17 protein-coding genes are annotated in these 23,532 nt (G+C 73.0%); 14 read left to right on the forward strand and 3 right to left on the reverse strand.

All coding sequences use genetic code 11. The features are described 5' to 3' along the window. Positions 1–5: 5 nt before the first annotated feature. The 13 genes from IEZ17_RS02575 to IEZ17_RS02635 all read left to right on the forward strand — a co-directional run bounded on the left by IEZ17_RS02575 (position 6) and on the right by IEZ17_RS02635 (position 19,708). A complete protein-coding gene (locus IEZ17_RS02575; protein WP_189295854.1) occupies positions 6–1,019 on the forward strand; it encodes a methionine synthase in 1,014 nt (337 codons plus the stop codon). A 30-nt stretch (positions 1,020–1,049) separates the two neighbouring features. Continuing rightward, complete coding sequence (ligA, locus tag IEZ17_RS02580) at positions 1,050–3,266, forward strand: NAD-dependent DNA ligase LigA (RefSeq protein WP_189296227.1); 2,217 nt, start codon at positions 1,050–1,052, stop codon at positions 3,264–3,266. 156 nt (positions 3,267–3,422) lie between these two features. Then, on the forward strand, positions 3,423–5,531 hold the full coding sequence (locus IEZ17_RS02585; RefSeq protein ID WP_189295856.1) for a putative bifunctional diguanylate cyclase/phosphodiesterase: 2,109 nt from the start codon (positions 3,423–3,425) through the stop codon (positions 5,529–5,531). Between the two features lie 363 nt (positions 5,532–5,894). Further along, positions 5,895–6,191 carry an Asp-tRNA(Asn)/Glu-tRNA(Gln) amidotransferase subunit GatC gene (gatC, locus tag IEZ17_RS02590; RefSeq protein ID WP_043266233.1) on the forward strand — a complete coding sequence of 99 codons (297 nt, stop codon included), beginning with the start codon at positions 5,895–5,897 and terminating at the stop codon, positions 6,189–6,191. Between the two features lie 29 nt (positions 6,192–6,220). After that, positions 6,221–7,714, forward strand: coding sequence for an Asp-tRNA(Asn)/Glu-tRNA(Gln) amidotransferase subunit GatA (gene gatA, locus IEZ17_RS02595; RefSeq protein WP_189296229.1), 1,494 nt, complete (start codon positions 6,221–6,223; stop codon positions 7,712–7,714). Then, a complete protein-coding gene (locus IEZ17_RS02600) occupies positions 7,711–7,953 on the forward strand; it encodes a membrane protein (RefSeq protein ID WP_043266235.1) in 243 nt (80 codons plus the stop codon). The genes gatA and IEZ17_RS02600 overlap by 4 nt, the downstream gene beginning before the upstream one ends. Before the next feature lie 31 nt (positions 7,954–7,984). After that, positions 7,985–9,493 (forward strand): Asp-tRNA(Asn)/Glu-tRNA(Gln) amidotransferase subunit GatB, encoded by a 1,509-nt coding sequence (gene gatB / locus IEZ17_RS02605; RefSeq protein WP_189295859.1) that lies wholly within the window; start codon positions 7,985–7,987, stop codon positions 9,491–9,493. Between the two features lie 265 nt (positions 9,494–9,758). Beyond that, on the forward strand, positions 9,759–10,685 hold the full coding sequence (locus tag IEZ17_RS02610) for an LLM class F420-dependent oxidoreductase (protein WP_189295861.1): 927 nt from the start codon (positions 9,759–9,761) through the stop codon (positions 10,683–10,685). A 171-nt stretch (positions 10,686–10,856) separates the two neighbouring features. Next, complete coding sequence (locus tag IEZ17_RS02615) at positions 10,857–12,968, forward strand: phosphocholine-specific phospholipase C (RefSeq protein ID WP_189295863.1); 2,112 nt, start codon at positions 10,857–10,859, stop codon at positions 12,966–12,968. A 267-nt stretch (positions 12,969–13,235) separates the two neighbouring features. Continuing rightward, a complete protein-coding gene (locus IEZ17_RS02620; protein ID WP_189295865.1) occupies positions 13,236–15,431 on the forward strand; it encodes an MMPL family transporter in 2,196 nt (731 codons plus the stop codon). A gap of 68 nt (positions 15,432–15,499) precedes the next feature. Next, the gene (locus tag IEZ17_RS02625; protein ID WP_189295867.1) at positions 15,500–16,156 is read left to right on the forward strand and encodes a hypothetical protein; all 657 of its coding nucleotides are present in this window, start codon (positions 15,500–15,502) and stop codon (positions 16,154–16,156) included. 222 nt (positions 16,157–16,378) lie between these two features. Further along, on the forward strand, positions 16,379–16,558 hold the full coding sequence (locus IEZ17_RS02630; RefSeq protein WP_189295869.1) for a hypothetical protein: 180 nt from the start codon (positions 16,379–16,381) through the stop codon (positions 16,556–16,558). Between the two features lie 54 nt (positions 16,559–16,612). Next, a complete protein-coding gene (locus IEZ17_RS02635; RefSeq protein ID WP_189295872.1) occupies positions 16,613–19,708 on the forward strand; it encodes a helix-turn-helix transcriptional regulator in 3,096 nt (1,031 codons plus the stop codon). A 59-nt stretch (positions 19,709–19,767) separates the two neighbouring features. On the opposite strand, the gene IEZ17_RS02640 is transcribed toward IEZ17_RS02635, so the two are convergent. From IEZ17_RS02640 to IEZ17_RS02650, 3 genes are all read right to left on the reverse strand, one after another. Next, complete coding sequence (locus IEZ17_RS02640; RefSeq protein ID WP_189295873.1) at positions 19,768–19,965, reverse strand: DUF6191 domain-containing protein; 198 nt, start codon at positions 19,963–19,965, stop codon at positions 19,768–19,770. Positions 19,966–20,031: 66 nt separating this feature from the next. Continuing rightward, a complete protein-coding gene (locus IEZ17_RS02645) occupies positions 20,032–21,216 on the reverse strand; it encodes a PQQ-dependent sugar dehydrogenase (protein ID WP_189295875.1) in 1,185 nt (394 codons plus the stop codon). A 192-nt stretch (positions 21,217–21,408) separates the two neighbouring features. After that, complete coding sequence (locus IEZ17_RS02650) at positions 21,409–22,449, reverse strand: aldo/keto reductase (RefSeq protein ID WP_189295877.1); 1,041 nt, start codon at positions 22,447–22,449, stop codon at positions 21,409–21,411. An 88-nt stretch (positions 22,450–22,537) separates the two neighbouring features. Between IEZ17_RS02650 and IEZ17_RS02655 the strand changes: the two genes are divergently transcribed. Continuing rightward, positions 22,538–23,530: a 2-hydroxyacid dehydrogenase gene (locus tag IEZ17_RS02655; RefSeq protein WP_189295880.1), complete on the forward strand. Its 993-nt coding sequence runs from the start codon at positions 22,538–22,540 to the stop codon at positions 23,528–23,530. The last annotated feature ends 2 nt before the right edge of the window (positions 23,531–23,532 follow it).

The raw sequence follows: 23,532 nt of genomic DNA on the forward strand, positions 1-23,532 counted from the left end.
CCTGGGTGAGCGAGAACAGCACGCACAAGTGGGCCGCCGGCGCGGCGACCGGGATCGGGTCGATGCCGGGCGGTGACGCGCGGGAAGCGGCGAGGACCGTCACCGGGTCCCTGGAGGGCTTCCCGTACCTGCCGGAGCTCCCCGCACGGGGGCCGGGCGCCGACATGATCGGCCGGACCCTGGGGATGCTGGTCGAGCTCTACGCCCATGTGGAGCCCAGCGGTTGGCGGATCAGCGACCGGCCGGGCCGCGACACCCGCCGGGCCCGCTCCTGGCTCGGCGAAGACCTGGACGCCCTGGAGGAGTTCACCCAGGGGTACGAGGGGCCGCTGAAGGTCTCCGCGGTCGGCCCGTGGACGCTGGCCGCCTCTCTGGAGCTGCGCAACGGTGAGGCCGCCCTCGGCGACCCCGGCGCCTGCCGGGACCTCGTGGCGTCCCTCGCGGAGGGGCTGCGCGGGCATCTCGCGGACGTCCGGCGGCGGGTGCCGGGCGCCGAGGTCGTGCTCCAGCTCGACGAGCCGTCGCTGACCGCGGTGCTCCGGGGCCGGGTGCGGACCGCCAGCGGCTACCGGACCCACCGGGCCGTGGACCGGGCGGACGTCGAGAGCGCGCTGCGCGATCTCGTCGGGGCCGCGGACGGCGGTCCGGTCGTCGTCCACTCCTGTGCGCCGCAGGTGCCGTTCGGGCTGCTGCGGCGGGCCGGCGCGGCGGGCGTCTCGTTCGATTTCTCGCTGCTCACCGAGCGTGAGGAGGAGGCGATCGGGGAGGTGGTCGAGGGCGGTACGGCCCTGTTCGCGGGCGTGGTGCCGGGCGTGGACGGCCGATTGTCAGACCCTGCCGGTAGCGTCATGGGTGTCAGGACGCTGTGGCGCAGGCTGGGGCTTGCACCGGGGACTCTCGCGGAGTCCGTGGTGGTCACCCCCGCGTGCGGGCTGGCGGGCGCTTCGCCCACTTATGCCCGTTCGGTGCTCGCCCACTGCGTCCGGGCGGCGAGGTCGCTCGCGGACAACCCAGAGTGACCGGTCTCAAGGACACGGGAGGACATGACGGTGGCTGGCGAACAGCACGCAGCGGTATCCGAGGTGCCCGCAGCGGCGCGGGAGAAGCACGCGCAGCTCGCTGAGCAGATCGAGGAGCACCGCTTCCGGTATTACGTGAAGGATGCCCCGGTCATCAGTGACGCGGAGTTCGACAGGCTGCTGCGCTCCCTGGAGGCGCTGGAGGACGAGCACCCGGAGCTGCGCACCCCGGATTCCCCGACCCAGAAGGTCGCCGGCGCGTATGCCACGGAGTTCACCGAGGTCGCGCACCGCGAGCGGATGCTCTCGCTGGACAACGCCTTCGACAACGACGAGTTGGCGGCCTGGGCCGAGCGGATCGCCGGGGAGCTGGGCGGCGACCCGCGCGGCGCCGGCTACCACTTCCTGTGCGAGCTCAAGGTCGACGGCCTCGCGGTCAACCTCACCTACGAGCACGGCAGGCTGACCCGCGCCGCCACCCGCGGCGACGGCCGCACCGGCGAGGACATCACGCCCAACGTCCGCACGATCACCGAGATCCCGCACCGCCTCAAGGGCGACCGGGTCCCGGACCTGGTCGAGATCCGCGGCGAGGTCTACTTCCCGATGGAGAAGTTCCTGGAGCTCAACGAGCGCCTGGTCGCCGACGGGAAGCCGCCGTTCGCCAACCCCCGCAACGCCGCGGCCGGTTCGCTGCGCCAGAAGGACCCCAAGGTCACCGCCGGCCGCCCGCTCCACATGGTCGTGCACGGCCTCGGCGCCCGCGACGGCCTGGAGATCGACCGGCTCTCGGAGGCGTACGACCTGCTCAAGGCGTGGGGCCTGCCCACCGCCGCGCACAACCGCGTCGTCGACTCCCTCGCCGCGGTAAGGGAGTTCATCGACCACTACGGCGACCCCGAAACCCGCCGCACGGCCGTGGAGCACGAGATCGACGGGGTGGTCGTCAAGCTGGACGAGATCCGGCTCCAGGGGCGGCTGGGCGCGACCTCGCGGGCGCCGCGCTGGGCCATCGCCTGGAAGTACCCGCCGGAGGAGGTCAACACCAAGCTGGTGGACGTCCGCGTCGGCGTCGGCCGCACGGGCCGGGTCACGCCGTACGCGGTCGTCGCGCCCGTCACGGTCGCCGGCTCCGAGGTGGAGTTCGCCACCCTGCACAACCAGGACGTGGTCAAGGCCAAGGGCGTGCTCATCGGGGACACCGTCGTGATCCGCAAGGCCGGCGATGTGATCCCGGAGATCCTGGGCCCGGTCGTCGACCTGCGGGACGGCACCGAGCGGGAGTTCGTGATGCCGGCCGAGTGCCCCGAGTGCGGGACGGCGCTCCAGCCCGCCAAGGAGGGCGACATCGACCTGCGCTGCCCCAACGCCCGTGCCTGCCCCGCCCAGATCCGTGAGCGGCTGTTCTATCTGGCCGGCCGCAAGTGCCTGGACATCGAGAACTTCGGCTATGTCGCGGCCACCGCCCTCAGCCAGCCGCTGGAGCCCGCCGAGCCGCCGCTGAAGGACGAGGGCGGACTCTTCGACCTGTCCATCGAGGAGCTGCTGCCCATCAAGTCGTATGTCCTCGACCCCGATTCGGGACTGCCCAAGCACGACCCGAAGACCGGCGAGGAGAAGATCGTCACCTTCTTCGCCAACCAGAAGGGCGAGCCGAAGAAGAACGCCCTCGCCATGCTGGAGAACATCCAGGCCGCCAAGGAGCGCCCGCTGGCCCGGATCCTCACCGGTCTGTCGATCCGCCACGTGGGCCCGGTGGCGGCGCAGGCGCTCGCCCGGGAGTTCCGCTCGATCGACCGGATCCGGGACGCGAGCGAGGAGGAACTCGCCGCCGTGGACGGCGTCGGCGGGACCATCGCCGCCTCGCTCAAGCAGTGGTTCGCCGAGGACTGGCACCAGGAGATCATCGAGCGCTGGCGGGCCGCCGGCGTCCGCATGGAGGAGGAGCAAACGGGTGAGGAGGGCCCGCGCCCGCTGGAAGGCGTCACCGTCGTCGTAACGGGCACACTTCAGTCACACACCAGAGATGGCGCGAAAGAGGCCCTACAAGCTCTCGGTGCGAAGGTGACCGGATCCGTTTCGAAGAAGACCGGATTCGTAGTGGTGGGCGACAACCCGGGTTCGAAGTACGACAAAGCCATGCAGCTGAAGGTCCCTGTGTTGGACGATGATGGCTTCGCTGTGCTGCTGGAGCAGGGTCCCGAGGCGGCACGAGCGGTAGCTGTCACTCCGCCTGAGGAGGAGTGAGGTGTCACCCTATCGGCGCATACCAGATGGATCTGGGAGGCCGGGTCGCATTCGGGCAACCGCTGCCGATCGCTGCCCGCGATGGCCTTCCGCGGCCTACTGTTGACGTGTGCGCCTGCCGTGGCGCGGGCACAGCCGGCTGTGAGAGGGATCGGAATGAAACCGACCGACAGCGCCGCTCCGGCGTCGCGGCTCCGCCGGCTCGTGGTGCCCGCGCTGCCCGCGGCCATCGTCATGGTGGCGGGCCTGACGCTCGCCGCGGGTGTGGTGCAAACGCTGGGCGAAGGCGAGGCGCTGTTCCCCGGCGGCGCCGTCGGCTGGTCGCTGGCGATCCTGACCGGCGTCATCGTCGGCCATTTGGTCGCCCTCGGCCGGGACCGCTGGTGGGGCGGCACGGGCTCCGGCGCCGCGCTCGCCCTCGCCGTACTCCTCCTGTACGGCTGGATGCCGGCCACGTTGGTCAGCCTCTCCGTCGTGGTCCTGGTCGGAGCCGCCCGGCGGCACCGCTGGCGACAGGCCCTGGTCCACGGGGCGGTTGACGTCCTCGGCATCGGTGCCGCGGCGCTCGCCCTCGCCGCCTGCGGGGTGCACGCCACGGTCCGCAGCCCCTGGGCGCCCGTCGCCTGGGACCTCTCCGTCCTGCCCCAGGTCGTCGTGACGGCGGCGGGCTACCTCCTCGTCAGCCGGGCGCTGCTCTGGTTCAGCCTGGCGCCGCGCACCGGCGGACTGCCCACCATCGCCCGCACGGCCGTGGTGCGGCAGGCACTCGTCGGTGTCGCACTGCTCGGCATCTCCCCGCTGATCGCCGTCTGCGCGGTCAACGCCCCGCTGTTGCTACCGCTGTTCGCGGTGCCGCTCATCGCGCTGGACTCCACCCTCTGGATAGCCCGCGCGCGGGCCGAGGAGCAGCTCCGCGACCCGCTGACCGGCCTGCCCAACCGCCAGTGGCTGCTGGAGCGCACCTGGTCCGCCCTGGACGAGGCCGAGCGCGTCGGCGTCCGGTCGGCGCTGGTCCTCATCGACCTGGACCGCTTCCGCTCGGTCAACGACACCCTCGGGCATCTCGCGGGCGACCGGCTGCTGTTGCAGATCGCCGACCGGCTCCGGCACGCCCTCCCGCGCGGCGCCGAGGCCGCCCGGCTCGGCGGCGACGAGTTCGCCGTCCTGCTGCCCACCACCGACTCCCTCACCAGCTCCCAGCGGGTGGCCCGCAACCTCGTCGCGGCCCTGGGCTCCCCGCTGGACCTCGACGGACTGACCCTCGTGCTCGAAGCCAGCGCGGGGGTCGCCGTCTTCCCCGACCACGCGCTGGACGCCGAAGGGCTGCTGCGCCGCGCCGATGTGGCGATGTACCAGGCCAAGCGGGACCGCAGCGGCGTCGAGCTCTACGAGGCCAAGCGGGACGGCAACACCCCGGACCGGCTGGGCCTGTTGGGCGATCTGCGCCGCGCCCTGGACGCCGGCGACGTCGAGCTGCACTACCAGCCCAAGGTCGGCTTCGACGGGCATGTCTCCGGCCTGGAGGCGCTGGTCCGCTGGGTCCATCCGGACCGCGGCAGGGTGCCACCCGACGAGTTCATCGCCATCGCCGAGTCCTCCGGGCTGATGCCCCGGTTGACCGAGTACGTCCTGGAGACCGCGCTCGCCCAGGTGGCGCGCTGGCGCGCGATGGGCCTGGAGGTGCCGGTCGCGGTCAACGTCTCGCCGCGCGATGTGCACTCGCCGGGCTTCGCCGGGGCGGTCGCCGCCCGGCTGGCCCGGCACCGCGTCCCACCCGGGGCACTCCAGCTGGAGATAACCGAGCACGTCCTGCTGGAGGACCCGCAGCGGGCCGCCGACACCCTCGCCGGGCTCACCGCCCACGGCGTGAAGATGTCGCTGGACGACTTCGGCACCGGCTACAGCTCGCTGGTCCATCTGCGCCGCCTCCCGGTCAGCGAGCTCAAGATCGACCGGTCCTTCGTGGCCCGGCTGGCCGTCGACACCGAGGACGCGGAGATCGTCCGCTGCACCCTCGACCTCGCCCACTCCCTGGGCCTGCTGGTCGTCGCCGAGGGCGTCGAGGACGACGAGACCTGGGAGCGATTGCGGGACCTCGGCTGCGACGCCGTACAGGGCTGGCTGGTGGCCGCCGCGATGCCACCGGACGAGACCACGGCCTGGCTCAGGGCCCGCGGCGAACGCGGCTGGCACCGCGAATCGGAGACGACCGCCCTGGCGGCGGAGAAGGCAGCCGAGCGCCCTTCGGGACAGGTCCTGAACTGACCCGGCCTCCGGCCGTCCCGTGTCCCCGCTCCGAAGAACCCCCGCAGCCCCCGGCCCCGCCGGACCCGGCAGCCGAGCCCCGGCCCGACGAGAGCGGGCCCGCCGGCCCCGGGCCGCAGCAGCCGCCGGACGACCCGGCGCCCCCGGCGGCCGGCGGCTCCTGACGCCACCGCCCGCCGCCGTGCGCTCCGCGGGCCGGGCCGTCCCGCACTCCCGCGGGCGGCCCGGCGAAAGCGTTTCGCGACAGCGTTCCCGTACGCCATAGGATTGGCCCGGAAAACTCCACCGGAGAATCCGACCGGAATTCTCCTTCCGGAGCATCCCGCCCAGAACACTCCGCCGAAAACACCAGAGGATCGCTGCATGCCTGGCATCACGCGCGAGGAGGTCGCCCACCTCGCCCGGCTGGCACGTCTGGAGCTGAAGGACGAAGAGCTCGACCACTTCGCCGGACAGCTCGACGACATCATCGGCGCGGTCGCCCGCGTCTCCGAGGTCGCCGATCAAGACGTACCGCCGACCTCCCACCCGCTGCCCCTGACCAACGTCATGCGGCCGGACGAGGTCCGTCCGTCGCTGACCCCCGAGCAGGCGCTCTCCGGCGCCCCGGCCCAGGAGCAGCAGCGTTTCAAGGTGCCGCAGATCCTGGGGGAGGAGTGACCGTGAGCGCGAACAAAGAAGCAACAGCCATGGCAGACCTGATCAAGCTCACCGCCGCCGAGATCGCGGCGAAGATCGCCTCCGGCGAACTCACCGCCGTCGAGGTGACCGAGGCCCACCTGGCCCGTATCGAGGCCGTCGACGAGAAGGTGCACGCCTTCCTGCACGTGGACCGCGAGGGCGCGCTGGCCCAGGCCCGGGCCGTCGACGAGAAGCGGGCCCGCGGCGAGGAGCTGGGCCCGCTGGCCGGCGTCCCGCTCGCGCTCAAGGACATCTTCACGACCGAGGGCATGCCCACCACGGTCGGCTCGAAGATCCTCGAAGGCTGGATCCCGCCGTACGACGCGACCCTGACCAAGAAGCTCAAGGCCGCCGACGTCGTCATCCTCGGCAAGACCAACATGGACGAGTTCGCCATGGGGTCCTCCACCGAGAACAGCGCCTACGGCCCGACCGGCAACCCCTGGGACCTGACCAAGATCCCCGGCGGCTCCGGCGGCGGCTCCTCCGCCGCGCTGGCGTCCTTCCAGGCCCCGCTCGCCATCGGCACGGACACCGGCGGCTCCATCCGCCAGCCCGCCGCCGTCACCGGCACCGTCGGCGTCAAGCCCACCTACGGCGGGGTCTCCCGCTACGGCATGGTGGCCTTCTCCAGCTCCCTGGACCAGGGCGGCCCGTGCGCCCGTACGGTGCTGGACGCGGCGCTGCTCCACGAGGCCATCGCCGGCCACGACCCGTTGGACTCCACCTCCATCGACGCGCCGGTCCCGCCGGTCGTCGAGGCGGCCCGCAACGGCAGCGTCGAGGGCATGCGGGTCGGCGTCGTCAAGCAGTTCCGCGGCGAGGGCTACCAGGCCGGTGTCATCCAGCGCTTCGACGAGTCCGTCGCCCTCCTCAAGGAGCTGGGCGCCGAGATCGTCGAGCTGGACTGCCCGTCCTTCGACCTGGCGCTGGCCGCGTACTACCTGATCGCGCCGTCCGAGTGCTCCTCCAACCTCGCCCGCTTCGACGCCATGCGCTACGGCCTGCGGGTCGGCGACGACAGCACGAAGTCCGCCGAGGAGGTCACCGCCCTGACCCGCGAGGCCGGCTTCGGCCCCGAGGTCAAGCGCCGCATCATGCTCGGCACGTACGCGCTCAGCTCCGGCTACTACGACGCGTACTACGGCAGCGCCCAGAAGGTCCGGACCCTCATCACCCGCGACTTCGAGAAGGCGTTCGAGCAGGTCGACGTGATCGTCTCGCCGACCACGCCGACCACCGCGTTCCCGATCGGCGAGCGGGCCGACGACCCGATGGCGATGTACCTCGCCGACGTGTGCACGCTCCCCATCAACCTGGCGGGCAACGCCGCCATGTCGCTGCCCTGCGGTCTGGCTCCCGAGGACGGCCTGCCGGTCGGTCTCCAGATCGTCGCCCCGGCCATGAAGGACGACCGGCTCTACAAGGTCGGTGCCGCGGTCGAGGCCGCGTTCACCGAGAAGTGGGGCCATCACCTGCTTGAGGAGGCACCTGCACTATGAGTGGCAAGCTCGCGAAGGCCAAGGGCTTCAAGAAGTCCAAGCCCGGCACGTATCTGTCCATCGGCACCACGCTGTTCGGCGCGGTGAGCGTCGTGAAGCAGGCGAAGAAGGCCAGGGGGGAGCACGACACGCTCCAGCTGGTCGACGCCGTCGTCTCCGCCGCCGCCATCGTCACCGGCGTCGCCCTGCTCATCCGCGAACTGCGCCGTCTCAACGACGACGACGTCCTCGCGGACTGACCGGCGCCGGACCTGAGAGGTTAGTTTCACCGTGACTGTCACCGACCTGGTGCCGTACGAGGACGCGCTGGCCACCTACGACCCCGTGATGGGTCTTGAGGTGCACGTCGAACTCGGCACCGCCACCAAGATGTTCTGCGGGTGCGCCACCACCCTGGGCGCCGAGCCCAACTCGCAGACCTGCCCCACCTGCCTGGGCCTGCCCGGCTCGCTGCCGGTCGTCAACGCGACCGGTGTGGAGTCCGCCGTCAAGATCGGCCTGGCACTGAACTGCACCATCGCCGACTGGTGCCGCTTCGCCCGGAAGAACTACTTCTATCCGGACATGCCCAAGAACTTCCAGACGTCCCAGTACGACGAGCCGATCGCCTTCGACGGCTACCTGGACGTGCAGCTGGAGGACGGCGAGGTCTTCCGCGTCCACATCGAGCGGGCGCACATGGAGGAGGACACCGGCAAGTCCACCCACATCGGCGGTGCCACCGGCCGGATCCACGGCGCCCGGCACTCGCTGCTGGACTACAACCGCGCCGGTATCCCGCTCATCGAGATCGTCACCAAGCCCATCGAGGGCGCCGGCGAGCGGGCCCCCGAGGTCGCCAAGGCGTACGTCGCCGAGCTGCGTGAGCTGATCAGGGCGCTGGGCGTCTCCGAGGCCCGTATGGAGATGGGCCAGATGCGCTGCGACGTGAACCTCTCGCTGCGGCCCCACGGCACCGAGAAGTTCGGCACCCGCTCGGAGACCAAGAACGTCAACTCGCTGCGCTCCGTGGAGCGCGCCGCCCGCTTCGAGATCCAGCGGCACGCCGCGGTGCTGTCGTCCGGCGGCACGATCATCCAGGAGACCCGCCACTTCCACGAGGAGGACGGCTCCACGACCTCCGGCCGGGTCAAGGAAGAGGCCGAGGACTACCGCTACTTCCCCGAGCCGGACCTGGTGCCGGTGGCCCCCTCCCGCGAGTGGGTCGAGGAACTGCGGGCCGGACTGCCCGAGCTGCCGCGGGTGCGCCGCAACCGGCTGCGCGAGGAGTGGGGCGTCTCCGAGCACGACATGCAGTCGATCCTCAACGCCGGCGCGGTCGACCTGATCGTGGCCACCGTCGAGGCCGGTGCGGACTCCGCAGCGGCCCGCAAGTGGTGGATGGGCGAGCTGGCTCGCCGCGCCAACGAGGACGGCGTGGAGCTGTCGGCGCTGCCGATCACCCCCGAGCAGGTCGCCCGGGTGACCGCGCTGGTCGCCGACGGCTCGCTCAACGACAAGCTGGCCCGCCAGGCCATCGAGGGCGTGCTGGCCGGCGAGGGCGACCCCGACACGGTCGTCGAGAAGCGCGGTCTGAAGGTCGTCTCCGACGAGGGTGCCCTCGGCACCGCCGTCGACGAGGCGATCGCCGCCAACGCCGCCATCGCCGACAAGATCCGCGGCGGCAAGGTCGCCGCGGCCGGCGCCCTGGTCGGTGCGGTCATGAAGGCGACCCGCGGGCAGGCGGACGCCGCCCGGGTGCGGGAACTGATTCTTGAGCGGCTTGCCGCGAAGGAATGATCGAGCACAGCCTGGAGACGCTCGGCGTCGAGGGCTGATTCCCGGATCGTGCCGGTACGGAGCGGCCGTCCCTCTGCGGAGGGGCGGCCGTTCCGTCGTATGCGCCGACGCCCCTTCCGCTCCCCACAGGACCCCCTCCCGGCAGGAATTCCCGATCGTCACCCTCCGGTGCGGAATGCCGAGCCCGCCCGCGGTGCTGTCACCGGTAAAGGATCACCGGATACGGGACCGGGCCACCGCCCGCCGGAGAGTGGAGGAATGGGCAATGGCGCAGCAGGACAGAGCCGTTCAGGACCCGCGCGCGATCGCCGCGCGGCTCGGCCGGGTCGGCGTCTGGCACGGCGGGCTGGGCCGGGCGTCGGCCGCGGACGCGCGCGGGTTCGCGGCCGGTATCGAGCGGCTGGGCTACGGGGCGCTGTGGTTCGGTGAGGCGCAGGCCACCAAGGAGGCGTTCAGCCACGCCGGGCTGCTGCTGGCCGCCACCGAGCGGCTGACCGTCGCCACCGGTATCGCCAACATCTGGGTCCGCGACGCGACCGCGATGAACGCCGGGGCGCACACCCTCGCCGAGGCGTACGACGGCCGGTTCCTGCTGGGCCTGGGCGCCAGCCACGCCCCGCAGGTCGAGGGGCGCGGGCACACCTACGCCAAGCCGCTCGCCGCGATGCGCGCCTATCTGGACGCGATGGACGCGGCCCCGTACGACGCCCCCGCGAGCCCGCCGCCGGCCCGCGTCCTGGCGGCGCTGGGCCCCAGGATGCTGGAGCTGGCGGCACAGCGGGCGGCCGGCGCGCACCCGTATTTCGTCACGCCCGAGCACACCGCCCGCGCCCGCGCGGCCCTGGGCGAGGGCCCGTTGCTCGCCCCCGAGCAGGCCGTGCTGCTGGAGACCGACCCGGCGACCGCCCGCGCCCAGGTGCGCGCACACCACCTCGGCTTCTACCTCGCGCTGCCGAACTACGTGAACAGCCTGCGCCGGCTGGGCTTCGAGGACGCGGACTTCCAGGACGGCGGCAGCGACCGGCTGGTCGACGCCATCGTGGCCTGGGGCGACGTGGACGCGATCCGGGAGCGGATCCGGGCGCACCACGACGCGGGCGCCGACCATGTGGCGATCCAGCCGGTCGTCGCCGGGCCGGGGCTGGGCTTCGAGCAACTGCGGGAGCTGGCACCGGCGTTGATCGAGGGGTGAGCGACGGCGGGCGCACCGGAACGGCCGCCTCCGGTGCCGCCCGCGGCAAGTGCTGTTCCCAAAGTTGTCACCCCGACACCTGTCGCCCGTCATGGCTGTCCACTACCGTCCCCGTCGCACCGTCTCAATGGGCTGGCCGAAGACCATTGACTGTCGACAGGGAGGTCGGGCGTGGCACCGGAGGTATCTCGTAGACGGGTACTGGGAGTTGGCGCGGCGGCGGCCGGTGCGTCGGTGGCCGGGTCGCTGCTGCCGCCGTCGCTCCAGCAGGCGCTGGCGGCCGACGCGGCCCGGCCGGCGGCCCACGGGGGCGGGCTCCGCGACATCGAGCACGTCGTGGTGCTGATGCAGGAGAACCGTTCCTTCGACCACTACTTCGGGATGCTGCGCGGGGTGCGCGGCTACGCCGACCGCAATGCGGTCGAACTCCCCGGCGGCGGCAGCGTCTTCGAGCAGCCGGGGCCGGGCTCCGGACGCGTACTGCCCTTCTCGGTGCGGGAGGCCGCCGCGGCGCAGAAGAAGGACCTCCAGTACGTGGGCAATCTGGACCACAGCTGGGACGGCGGCCAACGGGCCTGGAACGGCGGCTGGATGAACAACTGGATCAGCGCCAAGACCGCCGCCACGATGGCGCACTACGACCGCCGGGACGTCCCGCTGCACTACGAGCTCGCCGACACCTTCACCGTCTGCGACGCCTACCACTCCTCGATCCACTCCTCCACCAGCCCCAACCGCAACCACCTGGTCAGCGGCTGGACCGGCTTCGAACCGGGCAGCGGCAAGCGGGCGGTGGGCAACGACGCGTACGACGAGGACAAGCACCCCGGCTACACCTGGACGACGTACCCGGAGCGCCTGGAGAAGGCCGGGCACACCTGGCGGGTCTACCAGGAGTGGGACAACTTCACCGACAACAACCTGGAGTTCTACGCCTCCTTCAAGGCGGTCGCGAAGAAGGCGCTGGCCAAGGTGGACGGGGTGCACACCATGACCGCCTTCTACGGGAAGCTGGCGGGCGCCGACGCCGCCGGGCGCACCCGGCTGGCAGGACTCCTGGAGGAAGGTGTCCGGACGCTCGGCCGGGCCGAGCGCAGCCTCTTCGAGCGGGCGCTGCGGCGCGGCGAGCCGCACAGCACGGCGACCGCGTTCGCCGCCGACGTGGCGAGTGGCCGGCTGCCCGAGGTGACGTACATCGTCCCGTCCGCCGCGGACTCCGAGCACCCCGGCGCGTCCTCGCCCGTCGAGAGCGCCACCATCGTCTACAAGGTCCTGGACGCGCTGGGCAGGCACCCGGACGTCTGGCGGCGCACCGCGCTCTTCCTGACGTACGACGAGAACGACGGCTTCTTCGACCATGTGCCGCCGCCGGTGCCGCCGGCCGGGACGGCGGGGGAGTTCTGGGACGGGCAGCCGACCGGGCTCGGGATACGGGTCCCGATGATCGTCATCTCGCCCTGGACGGTGGGCGGTTACGCCTGTTCGGAGGTGTTCGACCACACCTCGATCACCCGGTTCCTGGAGCGCTGGACGGGCGTCGGGGAGCCGAACATCAGCGCCTGGCGGCGGACCGTGTGCGGCGATCTGACCGCCGCCTTCGACTTCTCCCGGGGCCGCCGGCAGCCGGCGGTGCGGCAGCCGGGCGCGATACCGCCGTTCAGCGGGCGCTGGGCGCCGCAGCCGCCGCTCCGCCAGGCGCTGCCCCGGCAGGAGCACGGCAGCCGCCCGGCCCGGCCGCTGCCCTACCAGGTGGACGCGGACGGCGGCTTCGACCCGGGTGCCGCGGTCTTCCGGATGGCGGTGCGCAACGGAGGCCGGGCGTCGGCGCACCTGGCGCTGTACCCGTACGCGAAGGAGTACGACGCGCCGCAGCACCGGGACGTGCTGAAGCCGGCGGAGTGGGACGTACCGGTCAGGGGCGGCGCGTACCGCTTCACGGTGACCGGGCCGAACGGCTTCCGGCGGGAGTTCGCCGGTACGGCGGGGGGCGCCGCCGCGGGCGTCAAGATCACCTCCCGGCTCGACGCCGGGCGGCGGGAGATCCACCTCACGCTGGTGAACCCCGGCACCCGCGATCTGACCTGCACCCTGACCCCGCTGGCATACGCGGACACCGCGCCGCGCACGCTGACCGTCAAGGCCGGCAGCACCCGCACCATCGCGCATGCCGCGGGCGCCGCGCACGGCTGGTACGACCTGGAGCTCAGGGCCGCCGAGGACGGCTCCTTCCACCGGCGGCTGATGGGGCACGTGGAGAACGGCAAGGAGTCGGTCACCGGGTGAGAATCGCGCGGTAAGGGGGTTTTGCCCGGGAATAACATGCCCATAAGTGGCCTGGGTTGCCTATTCCCCGGACTTTGTGGGGAAGGCCACAAAGCGGTCAAAGGATCTTTTCGGGCTGGCACCCTGCACCGAGAGCCGGGCCCGCCGCTCCTTCGCCGGATCGCGACGGGCCGCCCCGCGCCTGCTCCGCGCAGCCTGTCCCTGTCCCTCCGCGTTCGGCACCACCCGCTCCCGGGAGTTATCGGCGCACAACCCGGGAAGCAGCCCGTGACCGCTCTCGCTCGGTGGTGCCTGCGGCGCCGCATCGTGGTGATCGTCCTCTGGCTCGCCGCCTTCGCGGGGGTCGCCGTCGCCGCCGGGCTGACCGGAGCCGCGTACTCCACCGACTACGGCGTCCCCGGCACCGAGTCCGGGCAGGCCGGCGCGCTGATGGCGAAGGCGTTCCCGCGGCAGTCCGGGGACAGCGACACGATCGTGTGGCACACCGCTTCCGGCACGGTGCGCTCCGCCGCCGTCGAGAAGAAGATGGCGCACACGCTCGCCGAGGTCTCCCGGCTGCCCGGCGTCGCCGAGGTCCAGAGCCCCTACGGGCCGCGGGGTGCCGGGCAGATCAGCCGCGACGGGCGCACCGCCTACGCCTCGGTCCTCTTCAAGAGCTCCACCGACGACCTGCCCGCCGGCCAGGTCCGCGCGGTCGTCGTCGCCGCGAAGGCGGCGTCCGGCCACGGCCTCCAGGTGGAGCTGGGCGGCGCCGGGATCTCGCTCACCCAGGCGCCGCGCGCCCAGCTGCCGGAAGTCATCGGGCTGTGCGCGGCGGCCGTGGTCCTCTTCCTCGCCTTCGGGTCGCTGGCCGCGACCCTGCTGCCGATCGTCACCGCGCTGGCCGCCGTCGGCACCGCCTCCGCCGGGATCACCCTGCTCAGCCACGCCATGACGGTCGCCGACTTCGCCCCGATGCTGGGCATGCTGATCGGCCTCGGCGTGGGCATCGACTACGCCCTCTTCATCGTCACCCGGCACCGCAGGGGGCTGCGCGCCGGCCTGTCCGTCCAGGAGGCCGCCGAGCGCGCCGTGGCGGTGTCCGGGCGCGCGGTCGTCTTCGCCGGGGCCACCGTCTGCATCGCACTGCTCGGCATGCTCACGCTGCGGCTGGGCTTCCTCAACGGCGTCGCGCTCGCCGCCTCGCTCACGGTCGTGCTGACCGTCGCCGCCTCCGTCACGTTGCTGCCCGCGCTGCTCGGCCTGATCGGCACCCGGGCCCTGGGCCGCCGCGAACGCCGCCGGCTGGCGGCCCGCGGCCCGCGGCCCGAACGCCGCACCGGGATGGCCGCCCGCTGGTCCGGCTTCGTCGAACGGCACCCCAAACTGCTCGGCGCCACCGCCGCCGCCGTCATGCTCACCCTCGCGCTGCCCACCCTCGGCCTCCACCTCGGCACCTCCGACCAGGGCAACGACCCGGCGACGTCCACCACCCGCAAGGCGTACGACCTGCTGGCGGACGGCTTCGGGCCCGGCTTCAACGGGCCGCTGACGGTGGTCGGTTCGCTCGACGGGGCCCAGGACCGGCTCGCCTTCGGCAGGCTGCCGCAGGAGCTGCGGGACACCCCCGGCGTCGCCCACGTCAGCGGGCCGGAGTTCGACGGCGGCCACGCCACCGGCGTGATCACGGTCGTGCCGGCCGGCTCACCGCAGTCCCAGCAGACCTCCGACCTGGTGCAGCGGCTGCGCGGCGGCATCCTGCCGGCCGCCGAGGACGGCACCACGATGCGGGTGCACGTCGGCGGGGTGACCGCCGGCTACGACGACTTCGCCGCCGTCATCGTCGGCAAGCTCCCGCTCTTCATGGGCGTCGTCATCGGCCTCGGCTCCCTCCTGCTGCTGCTCGCCTTCCGCAGCATCGGCATCCCCCTCAAGGCCGCGCTGATGAACCTCGCGGCCGTCGCCGCGTCCTTCGGGATCGTCGTCGCGATCTTCCAGTGGGGGTGGGGGAGCGAGGCACTGGGGCTGGGCAGCGCGGGCCCGATCGAGCCGTTCCTGCCGGTGATCATGGTCTCCGTCCTCTTCGGGCTCTCCATGGACTACCAGGTCTTCCTGGTCAGCCGGATGTACGAGGAGTGGCAGCTGACCGGCGACAACCGCCGGGCGGTACGGGTCGGCCTCGCCGAGACCAGCCGGGTGATCAACTCCGCGGCGGTCATCATGATCGCGGTGTTCAGCGCCTTCGTCCTCAGCGGCGACCGCATCATCGCGATGTTCGGCATCGGCCTGGCTTCCGCCGTCGCCCTGGACGCCTTCGTCCTCCGTACGCTGCTGGTCCCGGCCCTGATGCACCTGCTCGGCGGCGCCAACTGGTGGCTGCCGGTCTGGCTGGAGCGCCGGCTGCCGCGGCTGAGCATCGAGCCGCCCCCGGCGCCGCCCGAGTCGCGGGACGGGGCGGACGCACCCGCGCTGCTGGAGGTCTGACCGCCGGCCGACCGGTCGCCCGGCGGGCTCTCATACGACTCTCATACACGGCCCCTACGGTCGCGCCCATGGGAACGACGACCGAAAAGACGACCGACGACGAGACGACCACGGCCGACACGACGGGGAAGGTCGAGGAGACAGGGAAGGCCGAGGAAACGGGGGCGGCCGGCACCACGGAGAAGACCGGCACCACGGGCAAGGCCGCGGAAGCGCGTAAGGGCCCGGTGTCCGAGGACGGCGCAGACGCGACCGCGGACGGCCTGGATTCCGGCGACGGCGACGAAGACGGGACCGAGGACAAGGACGGGGCCGAGCCGGCGCCCGGACCGGCCGCCACCGGAGTGGCCGCCGGCGCCGGCGCGGTGGTCGCGGCCGGACTCGGCCTGGCCTCCCTCACCGGTACCTGGCTCGGAACGCTGATGGCCGAACGGCAGACGCTGCTCGGCCAGATCAAGCTCCAGTCCGGCAAGGCCACCGACCAGATCGCCACCGTCTACGGCGCGCCCTGGCACACCACCGCCCTGGTCAACGGGGCGTTCGCGGTGCTCGCCGTGCTCGTCGCCGCGGTGGTGCTGAGCGGCCGGCGCAGCACCTGGGTGCGGGCCGTCGCCTGGGGCGCGCTGGCGCTGGGCGTCCTCGGGCTCCTCGTCTCCGCGGGGATGTACTTCGACCTGTTCGCGAGCATGCCCACCATCCCTAAGGGGCCCGGCGCCGCCGGCTAAGCACTCCAGGGGGCGGCGGCACCGGTTTCTGAGTACCTCACGGGCGGTGCCGCCGCTTTCTGAGCCCCCTCCGGAACACGGCCCCGGTTTCTGAGCACCACCGGGCCGCGGAGATCGGGAACTCTCCCGATGTGGCGGACCCCCCTCGGCGACGAGAGTGGAGCACGGCGGCGCCCCGGCAGACGGCCGGGGCGCCGACCCACCACCGTCGAGGGAGACATCATGTACGCCTCCGAACTGGAGATCCGGGTCCGCTACGAGGAACTGCGCCGCGAGGCCGACCGGCGCCGCCTGGTCCGCGAGGCCACCGAAGCGGCGCGCGCCGCCGCCTCTTCCGGGGACGACGAACCGGAGAGGCAGGTGAGCATCCGGCGGTGGCGCGTACGGCGTGCAGGCGCCTGACCGCGGGGGACGGGTGTGCCGCACACCACTGCCGGACTGTCAGACCCCTGTGCGATGCTCGGCAGCGTGGAGAACAGAGCCATCAGTCCCGTGTTCGTCGGCCGCGCGGCCGAACTCACCGCGCTGGGCGACGCGCTGGCGCGGGTCGCGGCGTCCGGCGAGCCGCAGGCCCTGCTGATCGGCGGCGAGGCCGGGGTCGGCAAGACCCGACTCATCGAGGAGTTCGGCGAGACGGCCCGCGCGCAGGGCGCGCTGGTCGCTCTCGGCGGCTGCATCGAGATCGGTTCCGAGGGCCTGCCGTTCGCCCCGTTCTCCTCGATCCTGCACACCCTCAACGCGCATCTGCGCGAGGAGCTCGCCGCCGCCGTCGCCGGCCAGGAGGGCGAACTGGCCCGCATCCTGCCGGAGTTGGGGGAGACCGCCGGCGAGACCCGTGACGAGGAGATCGGCCGCGCCCGCCTCTTCGAGCTGACCGCCCGCCTCCTGGAGCGGCTGGCCGCCCACCGCACCCTGGTCATCGTCATCGAGGACCTCCACTGGGCCGACCGCTCCACCCGCGAACTGCTCGCCTACCTCCTGCGCGCCCTGCACGACGCCGACGTCCTGCTGGTGGCGACGTACCGCTCCGACGACATCCACCGCCGCCATCCGCTGCGCCCGTTCCTCGCCGAGATCGACCGGATGCGGACCGTCCGCCGCGTCGAACTGGCCCGCTTCACCCGCGACGAGGTCCGCTCCCAGATCGCCGGGATCCAGGGCAGCGAGCCCGAAGAGGACACCGTCGACCGGGTGTTCAAGCGCTCCGAGGGCAATGCGTTCTTCGTCGAGGAGCTGGCCCGCAGCCTCGCCGAGGGCTGCCGGTACGGTCTCAGCGATCCGCTGCGCGATCTGCTGCTGGTGCGGGTCGAGGCGCTGCCCGAGGACACCCAGCGGGTGGTGCGGATCGCCGCCGAGGGCGGCTCCACCGTGGAGCACGAACTCCTCGCCGCGGTCTGCCGGATGCCGGACGACGACCTCATCGAGGCGCTGCGGGCAGCCGTCGGCAGCAACACCCTCCTCCCCACCCAGGACGGCACGGGCTACCGCTTCCGGCACGCACTGGTCCGCGAGGCCGTCGTCGACGACCTGCTGCCCGGCGAGCGGACACGGCTGAACCGCCGGTACGCCGAGGCACTGGAGGCCGACCGCTCACTGGTCCGCCCGGACGTCTGCGCCACCCGCCTGGCCAGCTACTGGTACAAGGCCCATGACGCCGCCAAGGCGCTGCCCGCGGTGCTCGCCGCCTCCGTCCAGGCCCGCCGCCGCCATGCCTACGCCGAGCAACTGCGGCTGCTGGACCGCGCCCTGGAGCTGTGGGACGACGCACCCCCGGAGGTCCGCCAGGGCGTGCGCCCCGTCGACTACGCCGAGGCGTACCCGGCCTGCGGCTGCGACGACGCGCTGCGCTTCCTCGACCTGCTCGCCGAGATCGCGGTGGCCGCCCGGCTGTCCGGCGACAGCGAGCGGGCCTTCACGATCACCAAGCGCGCCCTGCGCGCGCTGCGCAACGAGAACGACCCCCTCCGCACCGCCTGGTTCCTGGTGCAGCGCTCCCGGCTCTGCCAGGGCACCGGCCGCGGCAACGGCTGGGAGGACCTCGGCAGGGCCCAGGAGTTGGTGCGCGGTCTGCCGCCGTCCTCGGTGCATGCCGCCGTGCTGGCCGCCGTCGCCGGCTGGCAGATGCTCCATGAGCCGGGCCCCGGCACGTTCACGACGGCCGAACGGGCCGTGGAGCTGGCCCGGTTGGTGGGCGACGAAGAGGCGGAGCTGAACTCCCGGGTGACGCTGGCGGGGCTGCGGATCGACGCCGGGGAGATCGAGGAGGGCCTGGCCGACTTCCGTACGGTGCTGGACCGCGCCGTGGACCGCGGCTATTTCGCCGTCATCGGCCGCGGCCACATCAACCTCGCGGGCATACTCGAAGGCGTCGGCCGCTCCCGCGAAGCCGTCGAGGTCACCGAGCAGGGCGTCGCCCTCACCACCCGCTACGGCCTCAAGGACACCACCAGCTGGGTGCTGAGCAATCGCGCCGAATCGTTGCAGTCGCTGGGGCGCTGGGAGGAGGCGGGCCGGGCCGCCGCCGACGCCCACCGCCTCGCGCAGAACCGCCGCGCCACCGCCCTGGCCGCCAGCCGCCTCGCCGGCCTCGCGCTGGACGGGGGCGACCTCGCCGCCGCCGAGCGCGAACTGGCCGCCGCCCAGGAGCACTACGGCACCCACGACCCCCAGCCGCAGCACGCCCTGCCCATGGCGCGGCACGCGCTGCGGCTCGCCGCCCGCCGGGGCCGCATCCTCGACGCGCGCGCCATCCTCGTCCAGTCGGCCCTGGACGCCGGCTTCGCCCCCGGCCTCCAGCGCTACGCCTGGCCGCTCCTGTGGTCGGCCACCGTCGCCGAGTCCGATGCCCGCGGTCTGCCGTCCGCCGAGCCCGGCCGGGTCCGGATCCTCACCCGGATCCGCGACGCCGCCAAGCGGCTGCCCCGGATCGCCCCGGTCTGGGACGCGTTCGGCCTGGCGGTCGAGGCCGAACTCCGCCGCGCCGAGGGCCGCGAGGCACCCGACGCCTGGGCCGAGACGGTCGCCGCGTTCGAACGGCTGGAGCGCCCGCACGAACTCGCCTGGGCCTGCTACCGCTGGGCCGAATCGCTGCTGCACGGCGGCGAGCGGGCCACCGCCGGGCTCGACGGCCGCACCCCGCGCGAGGCCGCCGTGCTGCTGCTCGGCCAGGCGCACTCCGCCGCCGCGGCGATGGGCGCCCGCCCGCTCGCGGACGAACTCGAACTCCTCGCCCAGCGCGCCCGGATACCCCTCCCCGGCCTGGCGGCCCCCGCCGCGGTGTCCCGCGCCGCCGGGGACCGGGCGGCGGACGCACCGGCCGGCACCGCCCCCGCGGAATCGCTCGGCCTGACGCCGCGCGAGCGCGATGTGCTCCGCCTGGTCGCCGACGGCCGCAGCAACCGCCAGATAGCCGACGCCCTGTTCATCTCGCCGAAGACCGCCAGCGTGCATGTCTCCAACATCCTTGCCAAGCTGGGCGTTTCCGGCCGCGGCGAGGCGGGCGCGGTGGCCCACCGGCTGCGGCTGTTCGCGGAGCCGACGGCGAGCGGATAGCCGGTGGCGGGCCCGGAGCCGGTGGTGGGCCACCGGCTCCGGGCCCACGGCGGTGCGGCTCAGTCCGCGCCGGTGCCGCCCGGTGCCGGCCGGTCGTCCCGCCGGGCCCGGATGACCACGACCCCCGACGCGAGATCTATCGGCCCCTGCCCGGGATCCCCGTCGCCCACGTCGTCCACCACCAGCGACAGCTTCTGCCGCTCCTCTTCGGTGTGCTTGCGGCCGGGCGCGAACAGCTCTTCCACAACGTTGAACACGGTGCCCTCCTCCGGAGTGACCCGTCCCCCTGGCCCTGAGTGGAGGCAGGTCCCTCGAAAAGGGGATCAGCTCACCGTGAGGCGGAGAATGCGGTCATCTCCCTTACGGGGCTTGCCGCGTCCGTCCGTATTGCTGGTGACCAGCCACAACGCCCCGTCGTCGGCCGCCACCACGGTCCGCAGCCGCCCGTACTCGCCCGTCAGAAAAGCCTGCGGCGCGGCCACCGGCTTCGTCCCGTGCAGCGGGATCCGCCACAGCCGCTCGCCGCGCAGCGCCGCCATCCAGATCGAGCCCTTGGCGTAGGCGATCCCGCTGGGCGAGGCGTCCGCGGGCTTCCACTGGACGACCGGGTCGACGAACCCGGCGGGCGAGGAGCCGCCCTTGCTCCTGCCCTCGACCTCCGGCCAGCCGTAGTTCCGGCCCGGCTCGATCAGGTTGAGCTCGTCCCAGGTGTCCTGCCCGAACTCCGAGGCCCACAGCCGCTGGTCGCGGTCCCAGGCCAGCCCCTCCACATTGCGGTGGCCGTAGGTGTACACCACCGAGTCCGCCTCGGGGTTGCCGTGCACCGGCTCGCCGTCCGGGGTCATCCGCAGGATCTTCCCGGCCGGCGACTTCTTGTCCTGGGCCAGCTGCTTGTCGCCGGTCTCACCGGTACCCGCGTAGAGCATCTTGTCCGGGCCGAAGGCGATCCGCCCGCCGTTGTGGATCCGGCCCTCGGGGATGCCCTTGAAAATGGTGTTGGGCGCGCCCAGTTGATTGCCCGGCGCGCGCTTCTCGTCGTAGACCATCCGCGCGATGCGGTTGTCGGACGCGGTGGTGAAGTACGCGTAGACCTGGTGGTCGGCGCCGAACGTCGAGGGCACCGCCAGTCCCAGCAGCCCGCCCTCGCCCCCGGGGGCCACGCCCGGCACCGACCCCAGCTCGGTGACCTTGCCGCCGCGCGCCGCGACCCGGACGATCTTCCCGGTGTCCCGCTCGCCGACCAGCAGGTCCCCGCCGGGCAGCACCGCGACCCCCCACGGCGACTTCAGACCGGTGGCCAGCACCCCGGTGACCCGCACCGAACCCTTCGCCGGCGGCACCGCCGCGGACGCCGAGGCGCCCGGCGAGGCCGGCCCGGCGGCACCGGGGCCGCCGCCCGCCGCGGCAGAGCTCCCGCCGCTCGCGGCCGGCGCCCCGCCCGCGGAGCACCCGGCTGCCAGGAGCAGCGAAGCGGCGGCCAACACGGCGGTCCGGGAACGGCGTTGCACGGCAGGTCCTCTCGTCGGCAGGGCGTGGACAAGGACACCACATCGCCCGCCCCACCGGCACGGCGTACGCGCCCGCGCGCGCCACCCGCGCACCAACGGCGTACCCGGTCACCGCGGCGGACACCGCACCCCGGCGCACACCCCGGCCACCACCGCCGAACGGCCCGCGCCCACCGCCCCGGGACGGCCCCTCTAGTACCACGACCCCCGCGCCGGCGGCAGCACCGCGATCTCCCGCAGATCCTCCTGCGTGAGCGCCAGGTCCGCCGCCTTGGCGTTCTGCGCCGCCCAGCGCTCCTTCTTCGTACCCGGTATGGGGACCACATGGCGGCCCTGGGCCAGCACCCAGGCCAGCGCCACCTGCCCCGGCGTCGCCCCGTGCCGGGCGCCGACCCGGCGCAGCCCGGCCACCACCGGCTGGTTGGCGGCCATCATCTCGGCGGTGAAGCGCGGATGGCGGGCCCGTATGTCCTCCGGTTCGAAGCCCTGGCCCGGGGTGAGGGTGCCGGTCAGATAGCCGTTGCCCAGCGGCATCGCCGCCAGGAAGCCCACCCCGCGCGACTCGCACCACGGGAGCAGCTCCTCCAGCGCCTCCGGCGACCACACCGACAGCTCCGCCTGCACGCTGCTGACCGGGAACACCTGCTGGACACGCTCCAGTTGACGCAGCGTCCCGTCGTGCATCCGCGACCGGGGACGCCCCCGTACCCCGGCCGCCCGCAGCTCCGTACGGGCCGCGCGCGGCGGTCGCACGGCGCGCGCCCCGACCGCGCAGAGGCCCAGCGACCGCACCTTCCCCGCCGCCACCAGCTCCGCCATCGCCCCCCAGGTCTCCTCGATGGGAACCTCGGGATCGGCCCGGTGGAGCTGGTAGAGGTCGATGCGGTCGGTCTGGAGCCGCCGCAGCGAGGCGTCGCAGGCGCGCTTGATGTAGCCGGGCCGCCCGTTGGCGACGATGTGCTGATCCCCGGCCAGCAGCCCGCACTTGGTCGAGACGAACGCGTCCTGGCGCCGCGCCTTCAGCGCCCGGCCCACCAGCAGCTCGTTGGTGAACGGGCCGTACATGTCGGCGGTGTCCAGCAGGCTGCACCCCCGGTCGAGCGCGGCGTGCAGGGCTCCCAGCGAACCCTCCCCGCTGCGCTGCGACGCGGTGTACCCCCAGCTCATCGGCATGCAGCCGAGCCCGATTGCGCCCACTTCGAGGGCTGCCGCGCCGATTGTCCTGCGCTCCACCTGGTCGTGCCTCCGTCCCCTCGCCCCCGATCAAGGGCCAGACCAAACTAACGTCTGAACCAAACGTCTCTTCGCATAGCCTCAGGCCATGGCAACAGCAGACCCGCACGCGGCCACCGGCGACGTATGGCTCCCGATCCCGCCCGGCGACATCGACGGGCTCCCCGGCGGCCTGAGCTACGTCCACTGGGACGCCGGCCCGGACTACCCGGCCGACCCGGCCCGCTGCGTCTTCTACGCCGTCCCCTACATGAAGCGGGCCGACATCTGCCTGCGCCCGCTGCCGCGGATGGCCGGGGTGCGGGTGGTGCAGACCCTGACCGCCGGGATCGAGCACATGCTGCCGGGGCTGTCCCACCTGCCGTCCGGCGCGGTGCTGAGCAACGCCCGCGGGCTGCACGACGCCAGCACCGCCGAGCTCGCGCTCACCCTGACCCTGGCGTCGCTGCGCGGCATCCCGGACTTCGTCAGGGCCCAGGACGCGGGCGAGTGGCGGGGCGGATTCCAGCCGGCACTTGCCGACAAGTCGGTGCTCATTGTGGGCTATGGTTCGATCGGCAGTGCCATCGAGGACCGGCTCACGCCTTTCGAGTGCGCGCGGGTGATACGCATCGCGCGCACCGCACGTGACACCGTGCGCGGTCCGGTGCATCCACTCTCCGAGCTGACCGCCCACTTGCCCGGCGCGGACGTCGTCGTGCTGGCCACTCCGCTCACCGACGGGACCCGTGGCCTGGTCGGACGCGATTTCCTGGCCCGGATGAAGGACGGCGCACTGCTCGTCAACGTCGCGCGCGGTCCGGTCGTCGACACCGGGGCGCTACTCGCCGAACTGGAGTCGGGACGGCTGCGCGCCGCCCTCGATGTGACCGATCCGGAACCCCTCCCCGCGGGCCACCCGCTGTGGCACGCTCCCGGCGTGCTCATCACTCCACACGTCGGCGGCCCCAGCTCTGCCTTCCTGCCCCGCGCGAAGCGGCTGCTGCGCGAGCAGTTGACGCTTTTCGCGGCCGGCGAGCCCGTACGGAACGTGGTCGCGACCGCCCCCTCGCCGCTTGCAAGTCGCTCTACGAAGCCGTAGGA

Origin of the sequence: Streptomyces albospinus (genome assembly GCF_014648695.1) — a bacterium.
Classification (GTDB): Bacteria; Actinomycetota; Actinomycetes; order Streptomycetales; family Streptomycetaceae; genus Streptomyces; species Streptomyces albospinus.

Coding starts and splice junctions, on each gene's coding strand:
- IEZ17_RS02585 (WP_189295856.1), top strand. CDS start 3,423: ATGAAACCGACCGACAGCGCCGCTCCGGCGTCGCGGCTCCGCCGGCTC.
- gatC (WP_043266233.1), top strand. CDS start 5,895: ATGCCTGGCATCACGCGCGAGGAGGTCGCCCACCTCGCCCGGCTGGCA.
- gatA (WP_189296229.1), top strand. CDS start 6,221: ATGGCAGACCTGATCAAGCTCACCGCCGCCGAGATCGCGGCGAAGATC.
- IEZ17_RS02600 (WP_043266235.1), top strand. CDS start 7,711: ATGAGTGGCAAGCTCGCGAAGGCCAAGGGCTTCAAGAAGTCCAAGCCC.
- IEZ17_RS02610 (WP_189295861.1), top strand. CDS start 9,759: ATGGCGCAGCAGGACAGAGCCGTTCAGGACCCGCGCGCGATCGCCGCG.
- IEZ17_RS02625 (WP_189295867.1), top strand. CDS start 15,500: ATGGGAACGACGACCGAAAAGACGACCGACGACGAGACGACCACGGCC.
- IEZ17_RS02630 (WP_189295869.1), top strand. CDS start 16,379: ATGTACGCCTCCGAACTGGAGATCCGGGTCCGCTACGAGGAACTGCGC.
- IEZ17_RS02635 (WP_189295872.1), top strand. CDS start 16,613: ATGCTCGGCAGCGTGGAGAACAGAGCCATCAGTCCCGTGTTCGTCGGC.
- IEZ17_RS02655 (WP_189295880.1), top strand. CDS start 22,538: ATGGCAACAGCAGACCCGCACGCGGCCACCGGCGACGTATGGCTCCCG.